Source organism: Micromonospora sp. M71_S20, from assembly GCF_003664255.1.
In the GTDB taxonomy this organism is placed as follows: Bacteria; Actinomycetota; Actinomycetes; order Mycobacteriales; family Micromonosporaceae; genus Micromonospora.
In genome coordinates this window covers 755,524-780,353 of the sequence record NZ_RCCV01000002.1, presented here as the reverse complement: position 1 = coordinate 780,353, position 24,830 = coordinate 755,524, and the positions used below count along the sequence as shown (strand labels likewise).

General features: G+C 72.7%; 22 protein-coding genes. 12 read left to right on the top strand and 10 right to left on the bottom strand.

Going from position 1 to position 24,830, the window contains the following annotated elements:
• Positions 1 to 32: 32 nt before the first annotated feature.
• Positions 33 to 1,697: a glycoside hydrolase family 10 protein gene (locus DER29_RS24510; RefSeq protein WP_121399967.1), complete on the bottom strand. Its 1,665-nt coding sequence runs from the start codon at positions 1,695 to 1,697 to the stop codon at positions 33 to 35.
• Between the two features lie 321 nt (positions 1,698 to 2,018).
• Between DER29_RS24510 and DER29_RS24505 the strand changes: the two genes are divergently transcribed.
• Positions 2,019 to 3,512, top strand: coding sequence for an amino acid permease (locus DER29_RS24505; RefSeq protein WP_121400165.1), 1,494 nt, complete (start codon positions 2,019 to 2,021; stop codon positions 3,510 to 3,512).
• 116 nt (positions 3,513 to 3,628) lie between these two features.
• On the opposite strand, the gene DER29_RS24500 is transcribed toward DER29_RS24505, so the two are convergent.
• The 5 genes from DER29_RS24500 to DER29_RS24480 are packed head-to-tail and all read right to left on the bottom strand — an operon-like array spanning position 3,629 to position 9,425.
• Positions 3,629 to 4,645 (bottom strand): glycoside hydrolase family 43 protein, encoded by a 1,017-nt coding sequence (locus DER29_RS24500; RefSeq protein ID WP_121399966.1) that lies wholly within the window; start codon positions 4,643 to 4,645, stop codon positions 3,629 to 3,631.
• Positions 4,642 to 5,541, bottom strand: coding sequence for a carbohydrate ABC transporter permease (locus DER29_RS24495; RefSeq protein WP_233600122.1), 900 nt, complete (start codon positions 5,539 to 5,541; stop codon positions 4,642 to 4,644). The genes DER29_RS24500 and DER29_RS24495 overlap by 4 nt, the downstream gene beginning before the upstream one ends.
• A 10-nt stretch (positions 5,542 to 5,551) precedes the next feature.
• Positions 5,552 to 6,517: a carbohydrate ABC transporter permease gene (locus tag DER29_RS24490; RefSeq protein ID WP_121399965.1), complete on the bottom strand. Its 966-nt coding sequence runs from the start codon at positions 6,515 to 6,517 to the stop codon at positions 5,552 to 5,554.
• Positions 6,518 to 6,523: 6 nt separating this feature from the next.
• Positions 6,524 to 7,852, bottom strand: coding sequence for an ABC transporter substrate-binding protein (locus DER29_RS24485; RefSeq protein WP_121399964.1), 1,329 nt, complete (start codon positions 7,850 to 7,852; stop codon positions 6,524 to 6,526).
• Between the two features lie 58 nt (positions 7,853 to 7,910).
• Positions 7,911 to 9,425, bottom strand: coding sequence for an alpha-N-arabinofuranosidase (locus DER29_RS24480; protein ID WP_121399963.1), 1,515 nt, complete (start codon positions 9,423 to 9,425; stop codon positions 7,911 to 7,913).
• Positions 9,426 to 9,560: 135 nt separating this feature from the next.
• Between DER29_RS24480 and DER29_RS24475 the strand changes: the two genes are divergently transcribed.
• Positions 9,561 to 10,568, top strand: coding sequence for a LacI family DNA-binding transcriptional regulator (locus DER29_RS24475; protein ID WP_121400163.1), 1,008 nt, complete (start codon positions 9,561 to 9,563; stop codon positions 10,566 to 10,568).
• Positions 10,569 to 10,592: 24 nt separating this feature from the next.
• On the opposite strand, the gene DER29_RS24470 is transcribed toward DER29_RS24475, so the two are convergent.
• From DER29_RS24470 to DER29_RS24460, 3 genes are all read right to left on the bottom strand, one after another.
• Positions 10,593 to 11,318, bottom strand: coding sequence for a methyltransferase domain-containing protein (locus DER29_RS24470; RefSeq protein WP_121399962.1), 726 nt, complete (start codon positions 11,316 to 11,318; stop codon positions 10,593 to 10,595).
• Positions 11,319 to 11,392: 74 nt separating this feature from the next.
• Positions 11,393 to 11,710, bottom strand: coding sequence for a hypothetical protein (locus tag DER29_RS24465; RefSeq protein ID WP_121399961.1), 318 nt, complete (start codon positions 11,708 to 11,710; stop codon positions 11,393 to 11,395).
• Between the two features lie 38 nt (positions 11,711 to 11,748).
• Positions 11,749 to 13,386 (bottom strand): ABC-F family ATP-binding cassette domain-containing protein, encoded by a 1,638-nt coding sequence (locus tag DER29_RS24460; protein WP_121399960.1) that lies wholly within the window; start codon positions 13,384 to 13,386, stop codon positions 11,749 to 11,751.
• 74 nt (positions 13,387 to 13,460) lie between these two features.
• Here DER29_RS24460 and DER29_RS24455 point away from each other — a divergent pair, with 74 nt between their 5' ends.
• The 6 genes from DER29_RS24455 (at position 13,461) to DER29_RS24430 (ending at position 17,778) form a co-directional block, all read left to right on the top strand.
• Complete coding sequence (locus DER29_RS24455; RefSeq protein ID WP_121399959.1) at positions 13,461 to 14,231, top strand: ROK family protein; 771 nt, start codon at positions 13,461 to 13,463, stop codon at positions 14,229 to 14,231.
• A 142-nt stretch (positions 14,232 to 14,373) separates the two neighbouring features.
• On the top strand, positions 14,374 to 14,742 hold the full coding sequence (locus DER29_RS24450) for a M48 family metallopeptidase (RefSeq protein ID WP_121399958.1): 369 nt from the start codon (positions 14,374 to 14,376) through the stop codon (positions 14,740 to 14,742).
• Between the two features lie 216 nt (positions 14,743 to 14,958).
• Positions 14,959 to 15,213, top strand: coding sequence for a Smr/MutS family protein (locus DER29_RS24445; protein ID WP_088987488.1), 255 nt, complete (start codon positions 14,959 to 14,961; stop codon positions 15,211 to 15,213).
• A 91-nt stretch (positions 15,214 to 15,304) separates the two neighbouring features.
• Positions 15,305 to 16,567 carry a sensor histidine kinase gene (locus DER29_RS24440; RefSeq protein WP_121399957.1) on the top strand — a complete coding sequence of 421 codons (1,263 nt, stop codon included), beginning with the start codon at positions 15,305 to 15,307 and terminating at the stop codon, positions 16,565 to 16,567.
• Positions 16,564 to 17,211, top strand: coding sequence for a response regulator transcription factor (locus DER29_RS24435; RefSeq protein ID WP_121399956.1), 648 nt, complete (start codon positions 16,564 to 16,566; stop codon positions 17,209 to 17,211). The genes DER29_RS24440 and DER29_RS24435 overlap by 4 nt, the downstream gene beginning before the upstream one ends.
• A gap of 99 nt (positions 17,212 to 17,310) precedes the next feature.
• Complete coding sequence (locus tag DER29_RS24430) at positions 17,311 to 17,778, top strand: hypothetical protein (RefSeq protein ID WP_121399955.1); 468 nt, start codon at positions 17,311 to 17,313, stop codon at positions 17,776 to 17,778.
• A 69-nt stretch (positions 17,779 to 17,847) separates the two neighbouring features.
• On the opposite strand, the gene DER29_RS24425 is transcribed toward DER29_RS24430, so the two are convergent.
• A complete protein-coding gene (locus tag DER29_RS24425) occupies positions 17,848 to 20,223 on the bottom strand; it encodes a M28 family peptidase (protein WP_121399954.1) in 2,376 nt (791 codons plus the stop codon).
• A 307-nt stretch (positions 20,224 to 20,530) separates the two neighbouring features.
• Between DER29_RS24425 and DER29_RS24420 the strand changes: the two genes are divergently transcribed.
• Genes DER29_RS24420 through DER29_RS24405 form a run of 4 tightly spaced genes read left to right on the top strand, consistent with a single transcriptional unit; the run spans position 20,531 to position 24,711 of the window.
• Complete coding sequence (locus tag DER29_RS24420) at positions 20,531 to 21,709, top strand: PP2C family protein-serine/threonine phosphatase (protein WP_121400162.1); 1,179 nt, start codon at positions 20,531 to 20,533, stop codon at positions 21,707 to 21,709.
• Positions 21,706 to 23,457 carry an ATP-binding protein gene (locus tag DER29_RS24415; RefSeq protein ID WP_233600121.1) on the top strand — a complete coding sequence of 584 codons (1,752 nt, stop codon included), beginning with the start codon at positions 21,706 to 21,708 and terminating at the stop codon, positions 23,455 to 23,457. The genes DER29_RS24420 and DER29_RS24415 overlap by 4 nt, the downstream gene beginning before the upstream one ends.
• Positions 23,454 to 23,906, top strand: a complete 453-nt coding sequence (locus tag DER29_RS24410) for a response regulator (RefSeq protein WP_121399952.1) — start codon at positions 23,454 to 23,456, stop codon at positions 23,904 to 23,906. Before DER29_RS24415 ends, DER29_RS24410 begins: the two co-directional genes overlap by 4 nt.
• A complete protein-coding gene (locus DER29_RS24405; protein WP_121399951.1) occupies positions 23,899 to 24,711 on the top strand; it encodes an inositol monophosphatase family protein in 813 nt (270 codons plus the stop codon). Before DER29_RS24410 ends, DER29_RS24405 begins: the two co-directional genes overlap by 8 nt.
• The last annotated feature ends 119 nt before the right edge of the window (positions 24,712 to 24,830 follow it).

Sequence of the window (24,830 nt, the reverse complement as noted above, 5' to 3'; positions counted from 1 at the left end):
GTGCCAGGGCACCCGGGGCATCCGGTGGGACGTCAGCGGACGAACGCCGGCGGGCTGGCCGGGCTCTCGTTCGCCAGTCGGTCGAGCGCGGTCACGTAGTAGGTGTACCGCTTGCCGGCCTCGGCGGTGGTGTCCACCCAGGACTGCGTCCGGGTGCCCGCGTCGGCGCGGACCGTGTCGACGAGGTGCGCCGCGTCGGCGAAGTCGCACCGGCCGGCCAGGCCGACCCCGTCGAAGCGGTAGACCGCGTACGACGTGGCGGTGCCGAGCGGGCCCACGCCGTCCGCCGGCTGGAGCCAGTTCAGGCGGACCCCGTCGGACTGCCGTGCGGCCTTGGTGACCACCGGCATGAGCAGCGGCTTCTTCGGCAGGTGCGGCATGGTCGGGATCAGCGCCGGGCGGGAGTAGTGCTCGGCGGCGTAGATGTCGGTCGCGCCGAGCCGGTTGGCCCGCACCTGCACGGCCGAGAAGTGGACGTTGCCCAGGACCTCCGGGTACTGCCGGTTCAGCGTGAGGTGGTTGGACAGCTCCTGCGGGTTCATCCAGAACGAGCCGTAGGCCGGGTCACCGCTCTTGTAGTCGGCCTGCCCGATGTAGAGCTGCACCCGGGTGCCCTTGACCACGTCCGCCCACCACGGCACCAGCCGGGTGTAGTCGGCGGCCGGGTACTGGCCCATGTACCAGTAGAGCTGCGGCACGATGTAGTCGATCCACTCCTCCTTGACCCACTTGCGGGTGTCGGCGGAGATGATGTCGTACGACTGGCTGCCGGTGGTGTCCGAGCCCAGCGGGTCGGCCGACTGGTTGCGCCAGATGCCGAACGGGCTGACGCCGAACTTCACCCACGGCTTCTCGGCCTTGATCTTGGCGTTCATCTCCTGGATCAGCAGGTTGATGTTGTCCCGCCGCCAGTCGGCCTTGTCGGTGAAGCCCCGGTTGTGCGCCGCGAAGGTGGCGTCGTCGGGCACCTGGTGGGTGCCGCTCGGGTAGGGGTAGAAGTAGTCGTCGAAGTGCACGCCGTCGACGTCGTACCGCTTGACCGCGTCCATCATCGCGGTCTGCACGAACTCGCGGACCTCCGGGATGCCGGGGTTGTAGTAGAGCCGGCTGCCGGCGACGCCGGCCGGCGGGTAGGCGAAGGTCCACTCGGGGTGCTCGCGGACCGGGTGGTTCGGCGCGAGCTGGTTGATGTCGGCGCCGGCACCGCCCGGGGCGGGCATGGAGACGCGGTACGGGTTGAACCAGGCGTGGAACTCCAGGTTGCGCTTGTGCGCCTCCTCGACCACGAACTTCAGCGGGTCCCAGCCCGGGTTCTCGCCGCGGACCCCGGTCAGGTACTCCGACCAGGGCTCGTGGGGCGACGGCCAGAACGCGTCGGCGGTCGGCCGGACCTGGACGACCACGGCGTTGTGGTTGAGCCGCTCGGCGAGGTCGAGCAGCTGGCGGTACTCGGCCTGCTGCGTGGCGACGCGGTCCGGCGAGGTCTGGGACGCCTTGCTCGGCCAGTCGATGTTGACGACCGAGGAGATCCACATGGCCCGGAACTGCCGCTTCGGCGTGGCCGGGTCGGTGACGCAGGAGGTGGTGGAGGCGGCGGTGGTCGCCGCGTCGGGGGCCGCGCTCGCCGGGGTGGCGGCGACGAGCGCGCCGAGCAGTGCGGCGGCCAGCCCGGCGGCTCCGAGCCGAGTTGCCTTCATGCGGTGTGTCCCTTCGTTGGGGCTCCCGTGTCAGGGGTTCGTCGCGGCACAGACGGCAAGATTCGCCGTTGAAAATCTGCCGCTGGTAGGAAATTTTCACACCTCACGGGCTCTGCGCAAGAGTCTGGACGGGATCGATCCGTCCGTCGACGTCGGCTCCCCTTTGTGGCCGGGCTCACGGGACGCGCCGTGGCGGGACGCACACGGCGGGTGGTGGCCCGAATGACCCGAGACGTGGGGATTGAGGGGGTCCATCCTGGGTAGCATCGCCGGTCACCGGCCGCCACCAGGGTGGTCCGGACGGTGGGAGGGGTGACCACGGTGTCCGTGCTGCGTACCAAACCGATCGGGGACGTGATCGCGCAGAGCGAGGCCGACGGCGAAGACGGCGGGCCCGGCCTGAAGCGCCGGCTCGGCGCCCGCGACCTCACCGGCTTCGGCATCGGCATCGTGATCGGCACCGGCATCTTCACGCTCACGGGCATCGAGGCCCGCGACAGCGCGGGGCCCGGCGTGGTGATCTCGTTCGCCATCGCCGGCCTGGTCGCCCTGCTCGCCGCCCTCTGCTACGCCGAGCTGGCGTCGAGCGTGCCGGCCGCCGGCAGCGCCTACACCTACGCGTACGCGACCATGGGCGAGATCGTCGCCTGGATCATCGGCTGGGACCTGCTGCTGGAGTTCGCCCTCGGCGCGGCGGTGGTGGCGCGCGGCTGGTCCGGCTACCTGGCCGAACTCGTCGGCCTGCCCACCGCGTGGTTCGGCGAGGAGGGCAGCGTCGTCAACGTCGGCGCGATCGGCATCGTGCTGCTGCTCGGCGTCGTGGCGATCGTCGGCATCCGCGAGTCGGCCCGGGTGACCAACCTGCTGGTGCTGGTCAAGGTCGCCATCTGCGTCTTCATCGTGGTCGCCGGCCTGTTCTTCGTGAAGGCCGCCAACCTCACCCCGTTCATCCCGTCGGCGAAGCCCGCCGACGGCAGCGAGGACGGCATCAAGCAGCCCGTCACCCAGGCGCTCTTCGGCCTGGAGCCCTCGGTGTTCGGCTTCGTGGGCGTGCTCAGCGCCGCCGCGGTGGTCTTCTTCGCGTACACCGGCTTCGAGGCGGTCGCCAACCTCGGCGAGGAGACGAAGCGGCCCCGCCGGGACCTCACCCTCGGCCTGCTCGGCACGCTGCTGATCTCCACGGTGCTGTACATCGGCGTCTCGCTGGTCGTGGTGGGCATGGTGCCGTACACCGAGATCGACCGGGGCGCCCCGATCGCGGCGGCCTTCAACGCGGTCGGCGCCGAGTGGGCCGGCATCCTCGTCTCCATCGCCGCCGTCGCCGGCCTGACCAGCGTGATCCTGGTCGACCTGGTGGCCATGGGCCGGATCGGCTTCGCCATCAGCCGCGACGGGCTGATCCCGCCGTCGATCGCGAAGGTGCACCCGCGCTGGGGCACCCCGTACCGGATCTCGGCCGTCATGACGGTGGCGGTCGCGCTGCTCGCCGGCTTCCTGCCGCTGTCGGCCCTGGCCGACCTGGTCAGCATCGGCGCGCTCGCGGCGTTCGTGCTGGTCTCTGTCGCGGTGCCGATCCTGCGCCGCAAGCGCCCGGACCTGGACCGGCCGTTCCGGGTGCCGTTCTCCCCCGTGCTGCCGATCGTGTCGGCGCTGGCCTGCTTCTACCTGATGCTGAACCTGTCGGTGGAGACCTGGCTGCGGTTCGCCGCGTGGATGCTGCTCGGCGTGCTGATCTACTTCGGCTACGGCTACCGCCGCAACCGCCTCGCCCGGCGTTCCTCGTCCGCCGACTCCCGAGAACCGGCTTCCGTCTGATCCGGCTGGCCGCGGGGTGGGGTCGGCCGTCGCGGTTCGGTCGCGCTTCCCCTGGCGTACGAGGACAGCGCGGCACCCGATCCTGTCGGGTGCCGCGCTGTCGGTGTCTCCGGCCGTCAGGGCCTCAGCTGGGGCCCCGCCGTCGGGCCCTTGACGACGGGCTTGCCGTCGGTCCAGACGACCTCGTCGAGCCAGACCTGGCGGCCCGGGTCGACGGTGCCCTCCTGACCGGGCGGCCAGGCGTGGTAGAGCAGCCAGTTGCGCCCGTCCTTGACCACCATCGAGGCGTGCCCCGGCCCGGAGGCGACCTCGTTGGTCTTCAGGATCGGGTTCTCCGGGGCCTTCACGCACGGCCCGGCCGGCGACTCGCAGACCGCGTAGCCCTCCGCGTACTCGGCCCGGTCGTAGGCGTTCGCGGCGAAGAACAGGAACAGCTTCCCGTCCTGCCGGTGCAGGAACGGGCCCTCGATCAGGGTGCCCTCCCACGGCTCGGTCTGCTTCAGCAGCTTCGTCGGCTCGCCGACCAGGCGCAGCCCGTCGTCCGAGAGGCGCTGCGACCAGATCCAGGTGTCCACCCCGATGGCGTTGCCGTCGTTCTTCCACAGCAGCCAGAGGCTGCCGTCGGCGTCGCGGAACGGGCTGGCGTCGATCGCCCCGCCCAGCTCCGCCTGGCAGATCAGCGGGCCGGTCGAGTCGTCCCGGTACGGCCCCTGCGGCGCGCTCGCCACGGCCCGCCCGACGCACTGCCGCCCCGACTCGCGCCCGGCGACGGTGTAGTAGAGCGCGAACCGGCCCGGGGCCAGTTCGATCGCCTCGGGTGCCCAGGTCTTCCCGGCGTCCGCCCAGGCCGGCAGTTCCGGCAGCGCGTCCCCGGCCGGGGTCCAGTCGACCAGGTCCCGGGAGGTGAGCACCGGGACGTTGCGGCCGCCGGCGTTGGTGTGGAACAGGTACCAGGTGTCGCCCACCCGGATCGCCTGCGGGTCGGGCGCGTCGGTGCGTACGACCGGGTTGGTGAACATGCGCGCGTCGTCTCCCGTGCTCGAAGGTTCTTCTCCACCACCGCAACCGGCGGCGAGCAGCGCGGCGGCGAGCACCGCCGCCGCGCCGCGCCGCCGGGCCGTCCCGACCGTCATCCCTTCAGCCCGCTGCGGGAGACGCCCTGGATGATGTGCCGCTGGGCGAGCACGAAGAGGATCAGCACCGGCACGCTGGCCAGCACCGCCCCCGCCATGATCACCGGGTAGTCGGTGACGTAGGAGCCCTGGAGCAGGCCCAGGCCCGGCGGCAGGGTGAGCGTCTCCGGGCTGAACAGCACGAAGATCGGCCAGAGGAAGTCGTTCCAGTTGGTGAGGAACGACAGCACCGCCAGCGTGGCCAGCGCCGGCCTGGACAGCGGCAGCACCACCTTCCAGAAGATCTGCCACTGGTTGGCCCCGTCCAGCACCGCGGCCTCCTCCAGCTCCCGGGGCAGGGAGAGGAAGAACTGCCGCAGGAAGAACACCCCGAACGCGCTCGCCGCCCCGGGGACGATCACCACGCTCAGGGTGTCGATCCAGTTCAGCTCGTCGACGATCAGGAAGTTCGGGATGATCAGCGAGGTCGGCGGGATGAACAGCGTCCCGACGATCAGCGCGAAGAGCACCCCACGGCCGCGGAACCGCATCCGGGCCAGGGCGTACGCGGCCATCGAGGCGGTCGCCAGCACCAGCAGCGCGTGCGCGGTGGCGGCCAGCATGCTGTTGGCGAACCAGCGCAGCACGGGGTTGGCCGCGTTGTTCAGGATCTGCTCGTAGCCGTACCCGGAGATCGGGTCCGGCAGCCAGGTCGGCGGGATCTGCTGGGCCCCGGTGTAGGTCTTCAGCGAGGTGATGACCATCCACACCAGCGGCAGCAGGAAGACCAGGGCGAGCGCGACCAGGGTGGCGTAGAGCGCGGTCCGGCGCAGCGCGGTCCCCGGGGCGCGGCCGGTCGCCGGGGCGCCGGCGCTGGTCGGCGCGGGGGCGCGCGTGGTGCGCGTGGGCGTCGTCATGGCGGTCCCCTCAGTCTTCCCGGTAGCGGAAGAGGCGGAAGTTGGCGATGCTCACGACCGCCAGCATCAGCGCGAACACGATGCTCATCGCGGCGGCGCGGCCGGCGTCGTTGTCCCGCAGCCCCTCCTCGACGATGAACCAGACCACCGTGCGGGTCTCCGTGCCCGGCGCGCCCTGGGTGATCAGGAACGACTGACCGAAGACGTTCGCCGAGGCGAGCACGGTCGTGGTGATCACGAAGAGCAGCACCGGCCGCAGCCCGGGGAGCGTGACGTGGCGGAACCGTTCCCAGGCGCTCGCGCCGTCCACCTTCGCCGCCTCGTACAGCTCCTGCGGGATGTCCTGGAGCCCGGCCAGGTAGATCACCGCGTTGAAGCCGGAGGTCCACCACACGGTCACCCCGACCAGCGAGACCCACGCCCACGGCACGTCCGTCACCCAGGGGGTGTCGGCCGGCAGCCCGACCATCCCGGCGAGCCGGTTGACCAGGCCCAGGTTGGCGTCGAGCAGGAACCGCCAGAGCAGGCCGATCACCGCCACGCCCAGCACGTACGGCGCGAAGTAGATCGCCCGGAAGAAGGTCCGGCCCGGGAACGAGCGGTTCAGCAGCAGCGCCAGCCCGAGCGGGACGACCACCAGCAGCGGCACCGCGAAGACGGTGAAGATCGCCGTCGCCCGGACGCTCTGCCACCAGTCGCCGTAGACGGCCGAGTCGCTGGAGAAGAGTTCCTGGTAGTTGTCCAGCCCGACGAAGGGCCGGTTGGGCAGCTGGAAGTCCCACTGGTGCACGCTGAGCCAGAGGCCGAGCAGGATCGGCAGCAGGCCGAAGACCCCGAACAGCAGCAGGTACGGGGCGAGGAAGAGGTACGGCGTCGCCCGTCCGGCCCGGCGCGCGAGGGCGCCCCGGCGGGCGGCGTCGGCCGCCGGGGGCGGCGCGCCGTCGCGCGCCGCCCCCGCCTCGATCACGTCCGCCACGGGAACTCAGCTCCCGTACTTCTTGCGGTTGTCCTCCAGCTGCTTGTTCGCCTTGGTCACCCCGTCGTCCAGCGCTTGCTTCGGCGACTTCTTGCCGAGCGCCGCCTCGTTGAACGAGTTGTAGAAGGTCGTCATGACCTCGCCGAGGCCCGGGGCCGCCGGCGGGAAGGCCGCGTACTCCAGCTCGGGGGCGAGCGCGTTGACCTCGGCCAACGCCTTGAAGTCGGCGCTGTCCCGCACGGCCTTGCGGGCCGGCACCTGGCCGCCCTTGGCCCAGTCGAGGGAGTGCTGGCTGAGCCAGTTGATGAAGACCTTCGCCGCGGAGACCTTGTTGGCGTCGTTGGCCCGCTGCTTGACGATCGTGAAGTTGTGCGAGTTCGCCCAGGCGGCCGGCTGCGTGCCGATCTGCGGCAGGGGCGCGACGCCCCACTGGATGTCCGGGCTCTTCTTCAGGTCGTTGATCTGCCAGATGCCGTTCCAGTTGAAGGCGTTCTTGCCGCTCTTGAAGGCCAGGTAGTCGGCGTCCTGGCCGACGTTGGCCGGGGAGTGGCCCTGCTTGATCAGGTCGGTCAGCCAGGTGCACGCCTCGACGGCCTGGTCGGAGTTGAAGGTGGCCTTGGTGGCCTCGGCGTCGAAGACGCTGCCGCCCCACTGGTGCAGCAGGGAGTAGAAGGTCATGCCGCCGGTGAACTGGAACGGGCTGACCCAGAAGCCCTGCACACCGGACTTCTTCAGCTCGGTCAGCGCGGCGGTGTACTCGTCCTTCGTCGTCGGCGGCTTGTTCGGGTCCAGCCCGGCCTTCTGCATGACCCCCTTGTTGTAGTAGAAGCCGAGGGGGTGCATGTCCAGCGGGATTCCGTACCGCTTGGAGTTGTAGAGCCCACCCTTCCAGACGGTGGGGGCGAAGTCGCCCTCGGAGAGCTCCAGGGTCTTGGCGACGTCGTCCAGCTCGGTGATCACGCCGCGCGCGGCGAACGTGGCGAGCTGGTCCATGTGCATGACCGCGATGTCCGGGCCGGCGCCGCTGGAGGCCGCGCCGGGGAGCTTGTTGTAGTAGTCCTCCCACTGGTACGTGGCGATCGAGACGGCGATGTTCTGGTGCTCGGTGTTGAACTGGGTCACCAGCGCCTTGAAGATGTCGCCGTCGCCGCCGGTGAAGCCGTTCCACAGCTTCAGGTCCACCTTCGGGCCGGTGTAGTCCTTGCCGCCGTTGCCGGCCGCCGGGCCCGCGTCGTCGTCGCCACCGCCGCAACCGGCCAGGGTCAGCGAGGCCGCGGCGCCGAGCCCGAGGCCGAGGCTGAGCAGGCGCCGCCGGCTCATTTCGTTCTGCATCATGGGGATTTTGCTCCTTGGGGGACGGGATGAATTGTGCCTGCTCAGGACCGGTGCGGTGTCAGCCACCGACGGGGGAGAAGCGCAGCACGTTCCAGGAGACGGCCGGAAGGCGCACGGAGCACCGGCCGCCGTCGGTGGTGGGGTCGGGCAACTGCCGGGGCGTCACCCGGTCGGGCTCGGCCTCGGTGTTCGTCGCCGTCGGGTCGTCCCCGGCGGCGAGGCTCAGGTGGGATGAAGCGGATAGTCCTGCGAGGCCGCGCAGGTCGAGGTGCAGCTCCAGGTCCGTGTCGCCCCGGTTGACCGCGAAGACGGTCAGCTCGCCGGTCTCCTCGTCGTGCACGGCGACCGTGTCGAGCACCGGGACCTCGCCGTACCGCTTCGTCTCGTAGGTCGGGCCGACCGGCTCGGTACGCAGCACCGTGCCGCGGGCGTGTCGGGCGGTCAGCGCGAACGGGTGGAAGATGCTCTGCCGCCAGGCGGGACCGCCGGTGCGGGTGCGGATCGGGGCGATGACGTTGGCGAGCTGGGCCTGGCAGGCCACCCCGACCCGGTCGGCGTGCCGGAGCAGGGTGATCAGCAGGTCGCCGACCACCACCGCGTCGACGGCGGTGAAGTCGTCCTCGATCAGCGCCGGCGCCTCGACCCAGCCGCGCCGGTCCAGGTCGGCCTGGAGGCGGGACTGGTACCAGACGTTCCACTCGTCGAAGGAGATCTTGAGCTTCCGCCGGTGCCGCTGCTTGGCGGCCACGTGGTCGGCGGTGGCGACGACCTCGCGGATGAAGTTGTCCATGTCGACGGCGGAGGCGAGGATGCTGGCCCGGTCGCCGTCGGACGGGTCGTAGTAGGTGTGCGCGGAGATGTAGTCGACGTGCTCGTAGGTGTGCTCCAGCACGGTCGCCTCCCAGGAGGCGAAGGTGGACATCGTCCGGTTGGAGCTGCCGCAGGCGACGAGGCTGATCGACGGGTCGATCATCTTCATGGCCCGGGCGGTCTCGGCGGCCAGCCGGCCGTACTCGTCGGCGGTCTTGTGGCCGACCTGCCACGGGCCGTCCAGCTCGTTGCCCAGGCACCAGAGCCGCACCCCGTACGGCTGCTCGGCGCCGTGCTTGCGGCGCAGGTCGGACAGCTGGGTCCCGCCCGGATGGTTCGCGTACTCCAGCAGGTCGCAGGCCTCCTGCACGCCCCGGGTGCCGAGGTTGACGGCCATCATCGGCTCGACGCCCGCCTCGGCGGCCCAGGTCATGAACTCGTCGAGCCCGAAGGCGTTGGTCTCGATGGTCTTCCAGGCCAGGTCGAGCCGGCGGGGGCGGTCACCGACCGGGCCGACACCGTCCTCCCAGCGGTAGCCGGAGACGAAGTTGCCGCCGGGGTAGCGGACCACGGAGACGCCCAGCTCCCGGGTCAGCTCCAGCACGTCGCCGCGCAGCCCGCGCGAGTCCGCGGCAGGGTGCCCGGGCTCGTAGACCCCGCCGTAGACGCAGCGGCCCATGTGCTCGACGAACGAGCCGAAGAGCCGCCGGTCGGCCGGTCCGACGGCGAAGGCCGGGTCGATGGTGAGCTGCGCGGTCCGCAAGGGTTGCCACCTTTCCTCGTTGCCGGTCCCGGGTGACCGTGGTCACCTGGTGCTCCTGGTTTGTACAACGTTGTAAGCAACGTTGTAAAGAGGCCCCTACGCGGTAAAGTGCGCCCCATGGGGGAGGGCGACGTGGTGCGGCACAGGCTCAAGGACGTGGCGCAGCGGGCCGGCGTGTCGGTGAAGACCGTCTCCAACGTGGTCAACGGCTACGTGCACGTCCGGCCCGACACCCGGGCCCGGGTCGAGGAGGCCATCGCCGAGCTGAACTACCGGCCCAACCTCTCCGCGCGCAACCTCCGCAAGGGGCGCACGGGGGTCATCGCGTTCGCGGTCCCCGAGCTGGACATCCCCTACTTCGCCGAGCTGGCCCGGCACGTCGTCACGGCCGCGGCCGAGCTGGGCTGGACGGTGCTGATCGACCAGACCGGCGGCGGCCGGGAGCAGGAGCGGGTGGTCGCGTCGGGCATCACCGAGCACCTGATCGACGGGCTGATCTTCAGCCCGCTGGCGCTCACCGCCGAGGACCTCACCGGGCTGGCGGGCACCCCGATGGTGCTGCTCGGCGAGCGGGTCGACCACGGTCCCGCCGACCACGTCGGGATCGACAACGTGGGCGCCGCCCGGGAGATCACCGCCCACCTGGCCGGTCTCGGTCGCCGCCGGATCGCCGCCATCGGCTCGCAGCGCACCCCCGAGGGGGCCAGCGCCCGGCTCCGGCTCGCCGGCTACACCGCCGCGCTCGCCGACGCCGGCCTCGCGTACGACGAGCGGCTGGTGGCGCCCGCGCCGGCCTGGCACCGCGCGGACGGCGCCGCCGCGATGCGCGGCCTGCTGACCTCCGGCGTACGCCCCGACGCGGTCTTCTGCTTCAACGACACCCTCGCCCTGGGCGTCCTGCGCGCCCTGCACGAGGCGGGCCTGCGCGTCCCCGAGGACGTGGCGGTGGCCGGTTTCGACGATATCGAGGACGGCCGCTTCTCCGTGCCCACCCTGAGCACCATCGCGCCGGACAAGGAGCGCATCGCCCGGCTGGCGGTGGAACTGCTCGCCGGCCGCATCGACGGCGACCGCACCGCCCCGCCGAGGGAACTCTCCGCCCCCTGGCGTCTGGCCCCCCGCGAAAGCACCCTGGGCCGCTGACCCCCCAAGGAGGGTGGGTCGGGGTCAGTCGAAGAAGCGGGCCAGGTGGGCGGGGGTGGGGCCGTCGGCGTCCGGGGGCAGGGGGGTGAGGTCGGCGAAGATCGAGGCGCCGTCGCAGCCGACGTGCAGCGGATACCAGCGCGGGGTGCCCGGCGGGCGTTGCAGGCAGATGCCCTTGACCGTCTGCACGTCGAGCAGCCGGACGTGGGTCGGGTCGGCGACGGCGTTCACGTGCCGCCACCACGGGCTCATCACGTGCAGTACGCCGCCCGGCCGGAGCGCCCGGTGGCACTCGTCGACCAGTGGCAGGAAGTCGATCAGGTGCTCCAGGATGTGCACCGCGAAGAAGACGTCCACCGAGTCGTCGGCCAGCGGCAGCGAGCCGGACAGGTCCGCCACCGCGTCCACCCCGGGGGCCGGGAAGAGGTCCAGCCCCAGGTTGCCCGGCCACTGCTTGGTGGCGCCGCAGCCCAGGTCGACCACCACCGGGTCGCGCCCGCCGACGCGTACCCGGCACCAGACGCCGAGCACCCCGGCGAGGCGGCCGACCCGGTCCCGGACCAGGCGCAGCTCGTCCTGCCCGGCGACCTCCCCGCTGAGGTGGGCCACCCCCCGGTCGAAGCGCACCTCGACGGCGAGGTCGCGCAGCCGGTCGTCGTGCCGGGCCTGGTCGACCCACGCCTCTGCGAGGAATCCGTCGACCGCCCGCAGCCGCTCGGCCGAGGGCGGGTGCTGTGCCAGCGCGACCATCCGGGCCACCTCCCGCCGGCCGTTACCCGGATCCCCGCCCGTTATGCCCCGGACGCCCCGAGCAGTGCGGCCGGTCAGCCGCCGATCGTCCGCCGGGGGCGTCCGCCACCGCGGATCCGCTGCCGGGGCGGTGGGGCGGCCGGCTTGGGCCGCTTGAGGTGGTAGCGGTGCAGCTCGCTGTTGCCGGGCAGGGACGGGTCCTCGCTCATCGCGACCAGCTCCCAGCCCTGGTCACCGGCCCGGTTGAGGTGGGCCAGCGCGGTGTCGCCGTAGGGCGTCACGTCGACCATGGAGCCATCCGGGCCGTACCAGACGAAGACGATCTCCCAGCCGATGTCGGTGGTGGCCGCCTGGCGGCGGCGGACCAGCAGCGCGTACTCCCACTTGAGCATGGAGTCATTCTCACCCGCCGCGAGCGGGTCGGCACGGATCAATCCTCGGCGATCCGTCCGGCGGCCACCCGCAGCCGCCGGTTGGTCGTCACGGCTTCGAGCATCCGCCGGTCGTGGGTGACCAGCAGCAGCGTGCCCGGGTAGCTGGCCAGCGCCGATTCCAGCTGCTCGATGGCGGGCAGGTCCAGGTGGTTCGTCGGCTCGTCCAGCACCAGCAGGTTCACCCCGCGCCCCTGGAGCAGCGCCAGCGCCGCCCGGGTCCGCTCGCCCGGCGACAGGGTCGCCGCCGGCCGCAGCACGTGTCCCGCGCGCAGGCCGAACTTGGCCAGCAGCGTGCGCGCGTCCGCCGGCGACAGCTGCGGTACGGCGGCGCCGAACGCGTCGATCAGCGGCACGTCGCCGAGGAAGAGTCCCCGGGCCTGGTCCACCTCGCCGACCACCACGCCGGGGCCGAGCGCGGCGTGCCCGGAGTCGAGGGGGAGCCGGCCCAGCAGGGCGGCGAGCAGGGTGGACTTTCCGGAGCCGTTCGCCCCGGTCACCGCCACCTTGTCGGCCCAGTCGATCTGGAGGGTCACCGGGCCGAGGGTGAAGTCGCCCCGGCGTACGACGGCGTCGCGCAGCGAGGCCACGACGGCGCCGGCGCGGGGCGCGGCGGCGATCTCCATCCGCAGCTCCCACTCCTTGCGCGGCTCCTCGACCACCTCCAGCCGCTCGATCAGCCGCTCGGTCTGCTTGGCCTTGGCCGCCTGCTTCTCGGTCGCCTCCGCGCGGAACTTGCGGCCGATCTTGTCGTTGTCGGTGGCCTTGCGGCGGGCGTTCTTCACGCCCTTCTCCATCCAGGCCCGCTGGGTGCGGGCGCGCGCCTCCAGGCCGGCCCGGGTGTCGGCGTACTCCTCGTAGTCCTCGCGCGCGTGCCGGCGCGCCACCTCGCGTTCCTCCAGGTAGCCCGCGTAGCCGCCGCCGTAGTGCCGGATCTGCTGCTGGTGCAGGTCCAGCTCCAGCACGCGGGTGACCGTGCGGGCGAGGAACTCCCGGTCGTGGCTGACCAGCACCGTGCCGGCGCGCAGCCCGGTGACGAACTCCTCCAGCCGCTCCAGGCCGGCCAGGTCCAGGTCGTTGGTCGGCTCGTCGAGCAGGAAGACGTCGTAGCGGCTGAGCAGCAGCGAGGCCAGCCCGGCCCGGGCCGCCTGACCGCCCGAGAGGCCGGTCATCGGGTGCTCCAGGTCGACCGTGAGGCCCAGCTCGGCGGCCACCTGCTCGGCCCGTTCCTCCAGGTCCGCCCCGCCGAGGGCGAGCCAGCGCTCCAGGGACTCGGCGTAGGCGTCGTCGGCACCGGGCGCGCCGTCGGTGAGCGCGACCGTCGCCTCGTCCAGCGCGGCCTGCGCGGCCGTGACCCCGGTGCGCCGGGCCAGGAAGTCCCGCACGGTCTCGCCGGGCCGCCGCTCGGGCTCCTGCGGCAGGTGCCCGACGCTCGCCGTGGGCGGGCTGAGCGTCACGCTGCCGGCCTCGACCGGCAACAACCCGGCGAGGGTACGCAGCAGCGTCGACTTGCCGGCCCCGTTCGGCCCGACCAGCCCCACCACGTCCCCCGGCGCGACCACCAGGTCCAACCCGGCGAACAGCGCCCGGTCCCCGTGCCCCGCGGCCAGCCCCTTGACGATCATCGTCGCGCTCATCAGTGCCCGACCCTATCCCGCCCCGATCGCCCACCCGTGCTCCACGCTCCGGAGGTACGCGGCACACTGCTCGGGTGGTGACCACTCTGGCGATCGACTGTGGCGGCGGCGGGATCAAGGCATCGGTGCTGGACGAGGCGGGCACGATGCGCGCGCAGCCGCTGCGGGTACCCACGCCGTACCCCCTGCCGCCGGCGCTCTTCGTGAAGACGCTGCTGGACCTGGCCGGCCGGCTGCCCACGGCGGACCGGCTCACCGTCGGCCTGCCGGGCATGATCCGGCACGGGGTGGTGGTGGCCACCCCGCACTACGTGACGCGCTCCGGGCCGCGTTCGAAGGTCGACCCGGGGTTGGTCGCCCAGTGGTCCGGGTACGACGCGCGCACCGCGCTCGCCGAGGCGTTCGGGGTACCGGCGCTGGTGCTCAACGACGCCGAGGTGCACGGGGCCGGGGTGGTCGCCGGTACCGGCTGCGAGCTGGTGCTGACCCTCGGCACCGGGCTGGGCAGCGCGCTCTTCGACGGCGGGGTGCTCGCCCCGCACCTGGAGCTGTCCCACGCCCCGGTGCGCTGGAACACCACCTACGACACGTACGTGGGGGAGCCGGAGCGGCGCCGGCTCGGGGACGCGTTCTGGTCCCGCCGGATCCGGCAGGTCGTGGACGGGCTGCGCCCCGTGTTCCGCTGGGACCGGCTCTACCTGGGCGGCGGCAACTCCCGGCTGATCCGCCCCGAGCAGCTCGCCCGGATGGGTGACGACGTGGTGGTGGTGCCCAACACCGCCGGCATCGTCGGTGGCGTCCGCGCCTGGGAGCTGGCCGCCGGCCGGCACGGCGCCTCCACCTGACCCGCCTCCCGTCCCCCGCCGTCGGCTCCGGTGACGCCGCGATCGCCGGCCGGAGCCGGCGGTTCCCGGCCGGGAACAGTCGCGGTACGGCGGATGTTGTGCCAGCGTCGGGACAGTGGCGCGACACGAGGGGGTGGGTCGGATGGACCTTCTGGCCGAGTACCGGCGGGCGACCATGTTCTTCGAGGCCGGTGACCCGACCGGGGCGGCCCGGCTGCTCGAACCGATCGTGGCGGCCGAGCCCGGCAACGCCTCGGTGCGCCAGCTGCTCGCCCGCGCGTACTTCCAGTCGGCCCAGCTCAACCGGGCCGAGGCGCAGCTGCGGGAGCTGATCGACCGGGACCCCGCCGACCACTACGCCCACCACGTGCTGGGCCGCACGCTGGAGCGGCTCAACCGGCACGCCGACGCGCTGCGGCACCTGCGCATCGCGGCGGCCATGCACAGCGGCAACGACGACTACCGCGTCGCCCTGGACCGGGTGCAGGCCCGGGTCGAGGGCGGCCGCTGACAGAGCGGGCGCACAGGGCGGGGCAGCTCGGCAGAGCTGCCCCGCCCGCGTCCTCGTCACGGAACGCGCAACGCCAGGCGTCGGGGTGATCAGGACGCCATGGACCATGAAACTGCCGGGTAACGTCCATGCCGTCCTGATCACCGGGCATCGCGGTGGACGCCGCGGGGCGCCTACCATCGGCGTCATGGGACGTGAGCTGCCGGCGGGTGCGCGATGAAGCTGAAGCTGGACCTGCACGACATCTTCAACAAGGGCCAGGACATCGACCGGGCCCTGCGCGGGATCATGGACGAGGCCGTGGCGAAGAAGGCCACCCTCGTCGAGATCATCCCCGGCAAGGGCTCCGGCCAGCTCAAGAAGCGGGTGCTGCGCTTCCTCGACCAGAAGGACGTCAAGCAGCTCTACCACCGCGTCGAGAAGGACTCGAAGAACTTCGGCCGCCTCTTCGTCCACTTCCGCTGGAAGTAGGAATTCCGCTTCCCGACCCACTCGGGGGCGGAAAGTCGGGCTGCCGACGGACGTACACCGATGCTTGCGACCACGCGGCAACATCCTGATCATGGAACTTCTACGGTGGCCGCTCCGCGTCGCGACCGTGACGCTGCTGTGCGGACCGCTGCTGGCGCTGTACTGGACGGAACCCTGGGAGCTGGCCTGCCTCGCCGTCACCGGGGTCCTGCACGTCGAGGTGGGACTGCGGCTGTGGCGGGAGCGCCCCGACAACCGCGTCGGGCCGCTGCTGGTGGCCTGTGGCCTGGTGTGGCTGCTGGACGCCTGGGGTCGCGTCACCCTGCCCGCCCTGTTCACCGCCGGCATGATGCTGAGCATCGTGCACGACCCGATGCACCTGCATGCCGGTCTCATCGTGTCGTCGAGCCGACTGCGGGGGCGGTGGGAGCGGCTCGTCGCCGCAGCCGGCTACGCGTACTGGCCGGTGCTCGTCGCCGGGGCGATGGCAGCCGGCGCGCTGAGCACCGGTCAGCTGCTGCACCTGCGGGCGTGGTCCTATCCGCTGGTCGGCGCGTTCCTTGCCGGGCTGTTCATCGTGCGGTACCGCCGGGCCGACCGCGCCGAACGGCACGTGTACGCCCCGTTCTGGGCCGCGTTGGCAGCGAACGGCCTGTGCACGGCGATGCTGAGCACTGTCGCCTACGGCTCCGGGCACTGGCCGACCACGCTCTACGCCCTCGGTGCGGCGCTGATCCCGGTCGGGGCCGCGCTCAGCATGCACCGCGCCGAGCGCCGCCACCTGCTCCGGGCCCGCGACCGGGAGCGCCGCCGGGTGGAGCGTGACGTGCACGACGGAGTGCAACAGCGGCTGCTCGCCGCCGCCATGATGCTGCGACAGGACGATCCCGCCCTGGTCGCGCGCGGCGCGGCGGAGGTCGAGCAGGCGATCGCCGACCTGCGCGACCTCGTCCGGGGCATGAACCCGGCGGCCCTGGTGTGCCACGGCCTCTCCGGGGCGGTGGCCGCCATCGCCGAGCGCGCCGCGGTCCCCGTCCTGGTCGACGATCGGGTCAGCCACCTCACGCTGCCCGAACCGGTCGCGGTCGCCGCCTACTTCGTCACGATGGAGGCGGTGACGAACAGCCAGAAGCACGCCCGGGCGGGCCGGGTGTCCGTCACGCTCACCGCCAGCGAGGGCCGGGTCGAGGTCGCCGTCCACGACGACGGGATCGGCGGCGCGCACGCGGTGCCCGGTGGCGGGCTGCACGGCCTGCGGGAGCGTGTCGAGTCGTGCGGCGGGACCATGCGGGTGTCGAGCGCCCGGGGGCGTGGCACGACGGTACGCGCCGTCATGCCACTCGCGGCGTCATGACCCGGGCCGTTCTGGCCGACGACTCCGTACTGCTGCGCAGCGGCCTGGCGCTGTTGCTTCAGCGGCACGGCATCACGGTCGTGGCCGAGGTGGGCGACGGCGAGCAACTGCTGGCCGCTGTCGCCCGGCACCAGCCGGACATCGCGATCGTCGACATCCGCATGCCGCCCAGCTTCACCGTGGAGGGCGTCCGCGCCGCGCTGACCGTACGCCGGCGTCACCCCGGCGTCGCCGTGCTGCTGCTGTCCCAGCACCTGGAGCACCGGGAGGCGCTGGCCCTGCTCCAGCAGCCCGGCGGCGGGATCGGCTATCTGCTCAAGGACAGGATCACCGACGTCCCCGGGTTCCTCCGCGACGTGCGCGAGGTAGCGGCGGCGGGCACGGCGATCGATCCGATCGTGGTCGACCGGCTGCTGCGCCGCCCGCGCGTGTCGGTCGGTGTCGGCGCGCTGTCACCGCGTGAGCGGGAGATCCTGGCCCGGATGGCGGCGGGCCGGGCCAACCGGGGCATCTCCGCCGACCTCCACCTCTCCGAGCGCACCGTGGAGACCCACGTACGCAGCATCTTCGCCAAGCTCGGCCTGGCCGACGAGCCGGACACCCACCGGCGGGTGCTCGCGGTGCTGACCTTCCTGGCGGACTGACCCCTGGCCGACACCAATTACGTGCTCGCACTGAGGTGCCCCGACCTCCAAATTCCTAGTGTTGATCTCCGTAACGGCAACCATCTGGAGGGGGACGACATGAGGTTCGGAACGGTATCGGTCCGGCTGGCGGTGGCGGCGGCCGTGGCGGGCAGCGCGCTGGTCGGTGTGACGCCGGCACAGGCGGCGGCCACCAGCACGATCGTCTGCGAGGAGACCAAGCAGGTCGAGGAGGCGTCGTACGACGTCAACTCCGGCTGCTGGTTGCAGAACGGCGACCGGGCCCAGATCAGCGCTTCCGGGCTGATCTGGTCCGGGGTCTGGCTCACCGGGGAGAACGGTCCACAGGGCTGGACGAACATGGCCAACGACTCGAAGTTCCCGATGACGAACGCCCGCGCCTTCTCGCTGCTGGCCAAGACCAACGGCAACTACCGGTACGCCGGGACCGGCACGACGTTCACCTACTACGGCACCGGCAGCACGCTGTACCTGCGGATCAACGACGACAAGCCGGGCAACGGCAGCGGTGCCTTCAGCGCCGACGTCACGGTGACGCGCGGCTGAGCTGACGTCACGGCGACCCGCTGCTGACAGGTGCGGGTGTGGCTCGGACACGAGCCACACCCGCCTGCCCTAAAGCGGATAGGTGCGGGCCACGGCCAGCATCTCCGAGCTGTGCGAGCCCACGATCCCCACGTCCGGCGGGCGCGGGCGGAAGCCGGGCAGGGCGTCCAGGCCGTCGCTGGCGTCCATCGCGCGCAGCGCCACCTGCCCCGCCTTCGGCGCGACGGTCAGCGTCACCTCGATCCCCTCCGGCGGCGGGGCGTGGAAGACCAGGCCGAAGCCCCAGCGGCCCTCCCGGGCCTCCACCGGCACCGCGCGGCCGGCCACCTCCGCCCGCAGCACCGTCGCCGTCGCCGCGTCCACGTGCAGGGTGGTCAGCCGGACCTGGCGTTGCGGGACGAGCCGCAGGCGCAGGGTGCGCTCGGCACCGGCAGTGGTGTCGGCGAGCACCTCCAGCTTGGGGGCGGGCAGGTCCGCCGCCTGCGCCGGGCCGGCGCGCAGCTCGGCGTCGCCGAGGCCGGGGAAGTCGGCGACCTCGGTCACCCCGTCGACGTAGCCGTCGGTCCAGGGCTGGGGGTCCTCCTCGTGGCTGAGCCAGCGGGCCTGGCCGGTGCCGGCGTCGAGGGCGTACATCAGGTGGGTGGGCGCGGGGTGCGCGGCGTCGAAGCGGTCGACGGCGAACCCGACCCCGGCGAGGACCACGGCCGCCAGCGCGGTGGCGGCGGCCGGCAGCGCGCCGAGCCGGCGCGCGCGCACGGCGACCAGCCCGCGCTGCCCGCCGGCCTGCGGGTGCAGCAGGTCGACCACCGGCAGCGCGGCGAGGCCGAGCAGCACCGCGACCAGCGCCGCGACCCCGCCCATCGCCATGCCGAGCGCCGGGAAGAGCAGGACGACGGTGGGCAGCAGGATCACCACGGCCACCGCGGCGGCCAGGGTCGACGCGACCACCGGCCACGGACCGTCGATCCGCACGCCCAGCGCGACCAGCCCGGCCACCGCGCCGGCCAGGGCCGGGAGGGTGACCAGGTACGCCCCACCGGGCACCAGCACGGCGAGCAGCACCCCGAGCACGGCCAGCCAGCCCAGCCCGCCGATGGCGAGCGCGGCCGGGCCGACCCGGCGGCGGGTGAGCGCGTACCAGGTGAACAGGACGGCGGCGGCGAGCGCCACCACGGCCAGCCGGTACCAGGTCGGCCGGTACGGGTCGAGCAGCTCGGCGTAGCCGGGCCGGAGCGCGGTGACCGCCGCCCAGAGCAGCTGCGCGGCGAGCGGGGCGAGCACGAGCGGCAGCAGCGCCAGCCCGAACCCGGCGGCGAGCCGGCCTCCGGTGGCGCGGCCCCGCTGCAGGGTGAGCCAGCCGAGGGCCACCACGGCGGCGAGCGCGAGCAGCGCCAGGGGCAGCACCAGCCAGCCGGGGTAGCGGACCAGCCCGCCCGGGACTGGGAAGTAGGTGGCGTCGTGCCCGGAGTCCAGCGCGCTCAGGTCGACCCGGCCGAACTCGCGGGCGAGGCCGAGGGCGTTGTCGCCGTGGTGCTGGAGGCTGGCCCGGTCCATGGCGGCGGGGGTGTCCAGCGGGGTGTGATAGATCGCCCCGCCGTCGATGTACGCCGAGTTCAGCCCGACGAAGTCGTTGTCGAGGAACGCGGTGAAGTCCGTGTCGTTGGGCAGCGCGCGGTAGATCTCCACGGCGAACGAGGTGCCCACGGGGTGCGGCGCGGCCCGGCCGAAGGCGTCCACCAGGGCGGCGTTGTCCCGCGAAGTCTCGAACATGATCACCGGGCCGGTCGAGCCGCGCGCCTCCAGGTTGAGCACCACGCCGCCGTCGGCGGCCAGCGGGTGGCCGGACGCGAACGCCGCCGCCCCGCACAGGCACGCCTCCTCGGCGTCGGTGAGCACGAAGACGATGTCGTTGCGCGGCCGGGGGCCGGCGGCCAGGGCGCGGGCCACCTCCAGGATGGTCGAGGTGCCGGCGGCGTCGTCGTTGCCGCCCGGCCCGGACTGCACCGAGTCGTAGTGCGCGACGAGGAAGACCTTGCCGGTGGGGTCGGTGCCGGGCAGCCGGGCCACCACGTTCCGGACCCGGGCCAGGGTGGCCCCGCCGGCCGCCCCGCTGAGCTGGCCGGCCTCGGGCGCGACGGTGTCCTGCACCTCGGTCTCCAGGCCGAGGCCGCGCAGCACCCCCTCGACGTGCGCGCGGACCTGGTCGTTCGCCGGGCTGCCCGCCACGTGCGTCCGCGCGGCGACGACCTCGACGTGCTCGTACGCCCGGGCGGCGCTGAACTCGCCCGGCGGCGCGTCGGCCGGGCGCGGCGCGGGGGTGCGCAGGTCGAGCAGGGTGCCGGCGCCGACGGCGACGAGTGCGGCGAGCGCCGCCGCGGCGGCGGCCAGCCGGCGACGGGGCCGGGCCAACGCGCGGTCGGCGGGGCGGATGGGGGGTGCGCCCACGGGGTCTCCTCGGGACGGGGCTCGGGTGGGCACCATCCTGCACCCCGGCGACCGCCAGCGGGACTCCCGGTGCGGGCCGGGAGGGCGCAGACGTCCGCTTTGCCCCTCGCCGCGTAGTGATCCGACCCATGCCCGCGCATACGGAGCCCGTCGTGTTGTGTGCGAACGTTGTCTAATACAGGATCAGCAGGGCACTCGGAAGGAGCCCGACATCACCAGCGATCTCCCGCGTCTCGCGGCGGTGACCCGGCCGCACCGGGGGACCGGCCTGGCCGGTTCCTCCGTCGTGCCGTACCCGCACGGCGGCATGGGACGTCATCCCAACCTGCCTCCCGGCGAGCGGCTGCGGGTGCTGCTGGTGGAGGACGACGAGGGCGACGCCTTCCTGGTCGGCGAGCTGCTCGCCGAGACCAACTCGATGATCGACCTGCTGGTGGCGACCAGCCTCAGCGAGGCGCGGCAGCGCGTGATGGGCGTCGACTGCGTCCTGCTCGACCTGGGCCTGCCCGACGCGCAGGGCCTCGACGGGCTGCGTCAGGTGCTGGAGATGTCCAGCGGCGCCGCCGTCTGCGTGCTGACCGGCCGTTCCGACGAGCACCTCGGCATCGTCGCGGTCGCCGAGGGCGCCCAGGACTACCTGGTCAAGGGCCAGGTCGACGGGGTGCTGCTGACCCGGGCGCTGCGTTACGCGGTGGAGCGCAAGCGGGCCGACGAGAACGCCCGGCGGCTGCGCGAGGTCGAGCTGCGCCAGGCCGAGTCCGCCCGCCTCGAACGGGGCCTGCTGCCCCAGCCGCTGATGACCACGGACGTGGTCGCGGTGCACACCTTCTACCGGCCCGGCCGGCACGCCGCCCTCATCGGCGGCGACTTCTACGACGTGGTGCAGACCCGGCCCGACCGGCTCGACCTGATCGTCGGCGACGTCTGCGGGCACGGCGTGGACGAGGCGGCCCTCGGCGTCGAGCTCCGGGTCGCCTGGCGGGCGCTGATCCTCGCCGGCGTGCCCGACGACGAGGTGCTCCCGGCGCTGGAACAGGTGCTGATGAGCGAGCGCCGGCTCCAGGAGATCTTCGCGACCGTCGCCACCGTGCGGCTGGACCTCGACGCCAACCGGGCCACCGTCCGGCTGGCCGGGCACCCGCCGCCGCTGCTGCTCGCCGGGGGCAAGGTGGTGCCGGTTCCGGCACCCGGCGGCCTGCTGCTCGGCGTACGACCCCGCCGGCCCGTGGCCTACGACCTGGAGTTCGACACCGATGACTGGTCCCTGTTGATGTACACCGACGGCCTCATCGAGGGCCGGACCGGCGAGGGCGACGAGCGCCTCGACGTGCCGGGCCTCAGCGGACTGCTCGCCGACCCGGCGACCCTCGCGGTGCCGCTGGCGGAGCTGCCGGCCTGGCTGGTCGGGCGCGCCGAGCAGCTCAACGACGGTCCGTTCGCCGACGACGTCGCCATGCTCCTGGTCAGCCGGGGCGGCGGCCGGTGACGCGCATCGGCGACTGGACCCTGCGCCGGCGGGTCGTCACGCTGCTCACCGTCGTTGCCGTCCTGCTGATCGGGCTGGCCGCCGGCGAGGTGGCCCTGGCGGCGAAGAACCGGACGCACATCGACGCGATCCTGAACAAGACCGGCCCGCTGCGGGTGCAGGCGCAGGAGCTGTTGAACGCGCTGCTGGACCAGGAGACGGCGGTCCGCGGCTACGCGGTCAGCGGCAACCCGGCCGACCTGACGCCGTACGAGGCGGGCCGCAAGCGCGAGCAGGACCTGGTCTCCTCGATGCAGCGGCTGGTCGGCGACTACCCGGAGCTTCGGCAGGAGATCCGGGCGGTCGAGGAACGGGCCGAGGCGTGGCGCCAGGCGGTGGCGCTGCCGGTGATCACCACGACGCAGCAGAACGGCACCACCGCGGGGCAGGCGCTCGTCACCGACCAGGCGCGGGAACAGTTCGACGACGTACGCGACGCCGTCGACCACCTCCAGCAGGAGATCTTCGAGGCCCGGCAGCGCAGCGCCGAGGACGTCCTGCGGACGAGCAACCTGCTGGTCGTCCTGCTGATCGCCGCCGTCGCGGTGGTGATCATCGCCGGCAGCATGCTGCTGGTCTCCCTGGACAGGATGGTCATCCGCCCGCTGACCGGGCTCGCCGACCAGGTCCGCGAGGTGGCCGAGGGCGACTACCAGCACGGCATCGCCGGCGCCGGCCCACCCGAGTTCGTCCGGCTCGCCGAAGACGTGGACGCCATGCGGCGCAAGATCGCCAAGGACCTGGCCGAGGTGCGGGAGGCCCGGGAGCGGATCGAGTGGGTCAACAGCCAGCTCCAGAAGCAGGCCGAGGAACTCACCCGCTCCAACCGCGACCTGGAGCAGTTCGCGTACGTCGCCTCGCACGACCTCCAGGAGCCGCTGCGCAAGGTGGCCAGCTTCTGCCAGCTCCTCCAGCGTCGCTACGCGGGGCAGTTGGACGAGCGGGCCGACCAGTACATCGCGTTCGCGGTCGACGGCGCGCAGCGGATGCAGCGCCTGATCAACGACCTGCTCGCCTTCTCCCGGATCGGCCGGCTCACCACCGGCTTCACCGAGGTCGACATGAACAAGGTCATGGGCGACGTGGCCGGCCAGACCGAGGCGGCCCGCCAGTACGCCGACGCGGAGCTGACCTGGGACGAGCTGCCGGTCATCCGTGGCGAGGAGCCGCTGCTGACCAACCTGCTGGCCAACCTGGTCAGCAACTCGGTCAAGTTCCGCCGCCCCGACGTGCCCCCGAAGGTGCACGTCTCGGCCCGCCTCGTCGGCGACGAGTGGGAGTTCAGCTGCCAGGACAACGGCATCGGGATCGAGCCGGAGTTCGCCGACAAGATCTTCGTCATCTTCCAGCGGCTGCACGCCAAGGACGCGTACCCGGGCACCGGGATCGGGCTGGCGATCGTCAAGAAGATCGTGGAGTACCACGGCGGCCGGGTCTGGGTGGACACGGACACCGAGGAGGGCACGGCGATCCGCTTCACCCTCCCGGCGCTCCCCGAGGACGTCGAGGCGGCCGCCGCGTCGGCGGCGGACGAGCCGGCGACCGGCGAGGCCGTGACCGGGGACGGCGACGGGCCCGCCGCCGAGGCCGGCACGGGCGGCGCCCCGGCGCAGGCCGACCGACGCGCCGACGAGACGGAGACCACGGACGGGCCCGACCGGGTGCCGGAAGGCGGTAGAACGGGTGACATGAGGGAGACGGTGGGATGACCGCGCCGGCGGACGGCAAGAGCCCGATCGAGGTCCTGCTGGTCGAGGACGATCCGGGTGACGTGTTGATGACCCAGGAGGCGTTCGATGAGCACAAGCTCCGCAACCGGCTGACCGTCGTCTCCGACGGCGCCGAGGCGCTCGCCTACCTGCGGCGGGAGGGCCAGTACGCCGACGTCGTGCAGCCGGACCTGATCCTGCTCGACCTGAACCTGCCCCGCCGCGACGGGCGGGAGGTGCTGGAGGAGATCAAGAAGGACGAGCAACTCTGCCGGATCCCGGTGGTGGTGCTGACGACCTCCCAGGCCGACGAGGACATCCTGCGCAGCTACCAGTTGCACGCCAACGCGTACGTGACGAAGCCCGTGGACTTCGAGCGCTTCATCTCGGTGGTCCGGCAGATCGACGAGTTCTTCGTCAGCGTGGTCAAGCTGCCGCCGCGTGGCTGACACCCTGCTCGACGACGTCGGCGGTCTGCTGCGCGAGACCGCCGACCAGGTCGTGCTTCCGCTGTTCCGCAAGCTCGACGACGCCGACATCAGCGAGAAGGCGCCGGGCGATCTCGTCACCGTCGCCGACCGCCGCGCCGAAGAGATGATCTCGACGGCGCTGCGCCGGCTGCGCCCCGGCTCGGTCGTGGTGGGCGAGGAGGCGGTCGCCGACGACCCGGCCCTGCTGGAGCACCTGCGCGGCTCCGGCGACGTCTGGCTGGTCGACCCGGTCGACGGCACCTCGAACTTCGCCGCCGGCCGGCAGCCGTTCGCGCTGATGGTGGCGCTGTTGACCGACGGGGATCCGGTCGCCGCCTGGATCCTCGACCCGCTCGCCGGGACGCTGGCCGTCGCACGCGCCGGCGAGGGGACCCGGCTCGACGGCCGGCCGGTGCGCACCGACGAGGGCACGACGGAACTCCACGCGCTGCGCGGCGTCGCGATGTCCCACTTCCTGCCCCCTGCGTCGAGGGCGCGGGTCGAGGCGGGCGGCAACCGGCTCGGTGAACTGCTCCCCGGGCAGCACTGCGCCGGCCGCGAATACCTGGACGTGCTCACCGGCGACCAGCAGTTCGTGCTCTTCTGGCGCACTCTGCCGTGGGACCACGCCCCGGGCGCCCTGCTGGTCCGGGCGGCGGGCGGGGTCGCCCGGCGCTTCGACGGCACCGACTACCGCCCGGGGGACGACGGCCACGGCCTCCTGGTCGCCGCGAGCGAGCAGATCTGGGTGGGGGTACGCGAGGCGCTGCTCGGCGGTGCGTGACGTCGATGCGACACTGCGTCGATGTTCGATGCTCCGGGCCTTCGCGGGCCCGGTCCGCCGTGCTCCGTCCGGTATCCTGACCGCCGGTCTCCGCCAGCAGGCCGCCGTCCGGCGCCCGG

Excerpts from the sequence above, each read along its gene's own strand:
- DER29_RS24510 (WP_121399967.1), bottom strand. The coding sequence starts at position 1,697 with ATGAAGGCAACTCGGCTCGGAGCCGCCGGGCTGGCCGCCGCACTGCTC.
- DER29_RS24500 (WP_121399966.1), bottom strand. The coding sequence starts at position 4,645 with ATGACGGTCGGGACGGCCCGGCGGCGCGGCGCGGCGGCGGTGCTCGCC.
- DER29_RS24495 (WP_233600122.1), bottom strand. The coding sequence starts at position 5,541 with ATGACGACGCCCACGCGCACCACGCGCGCCCCCGCGCCGACCAGCGCC.
- DER29_RS24485 (WP_121399964.1), bottom strand. The coding sequence starts at position 7,852 with ATGATGCAGAACGAAATGAGCCGGCGGCGCCTGCTCAGCCTCGGCCTC.
- DER29_RS24470 (WP_121399962.1), bottom strand. The coding sequence starts at position 11,318 with ATGGTCGCGCTGGCACAGCACCCGCCCTCGGCCGAGCGGCTGCGGGCG.
- DER29_RS24465 (WP_121399961.1), bottom strand. The coding sequence starts at position 11,710 with ATGCTCAAGTGGGAGTACGCGCTGCTGGTCCGCCGCCGCCAGGCGGCC.
- DER29_RS24460 (WP_121399960.1), bottom strand. The coding sequence starts at position 13,386 with ATGAGCGCGACGATGATCGTCAAGGGGCTGGCCGCGGGGCACGGGGAC.
- DER29_RS24450 (WP_121399958.1), top strand. The coding sequence starts at position 14,374 with ATGGACCTTCTGGCCGAGTACCGGCGGGCGACCATGTTCTTCGAGGCC.
- DER29_RS24445 (WP_088987488.1), top strand. The coding sequence starts at position 14,959 with ATGAAGCTGAAGCTGGACCTGCACGACATCTTCAACAAGGGCCAGGAC.
- DER29_RS24440 (WP_121399957.1), top strand. The coding sequence starts at position 15,305 with ATGGAACTTCTACGGTGGCCGCTCCGCGTCGCGACCGTGACGCTGCTG.
- DER29_RS24435 (WP_121399956.1), top strand. The coding sequence starts at position 16,564 with ATGACCCGGGCCGTTCTGGCCGACGACTCCGTACTGCTGCGCAGCGGC.
- DER29_RS24430 (WP_121399955.1), top strand. The coding sequence starts at position 17,311 with ATGAGGTTCGGAACGGTATCGGTCCGGCTGGCGGTGGCGGCGGCCGTG.
- DER29_RS24420 (WP_121400162.1), top strand. The coding sequence starts at position 20,531 with ATGGGACGTCATCCCAACCTGCCTCCCGGCGAGCGGCTGCGGGTGCTG.
- DER29_RS24410 (WP_121399952.1), top strand. The coding sequence starts at position 23,454 with ATGACCGCGCCGGCGGACGGCAAGAGCCCGATCGAGGTCCTGCTGGTC.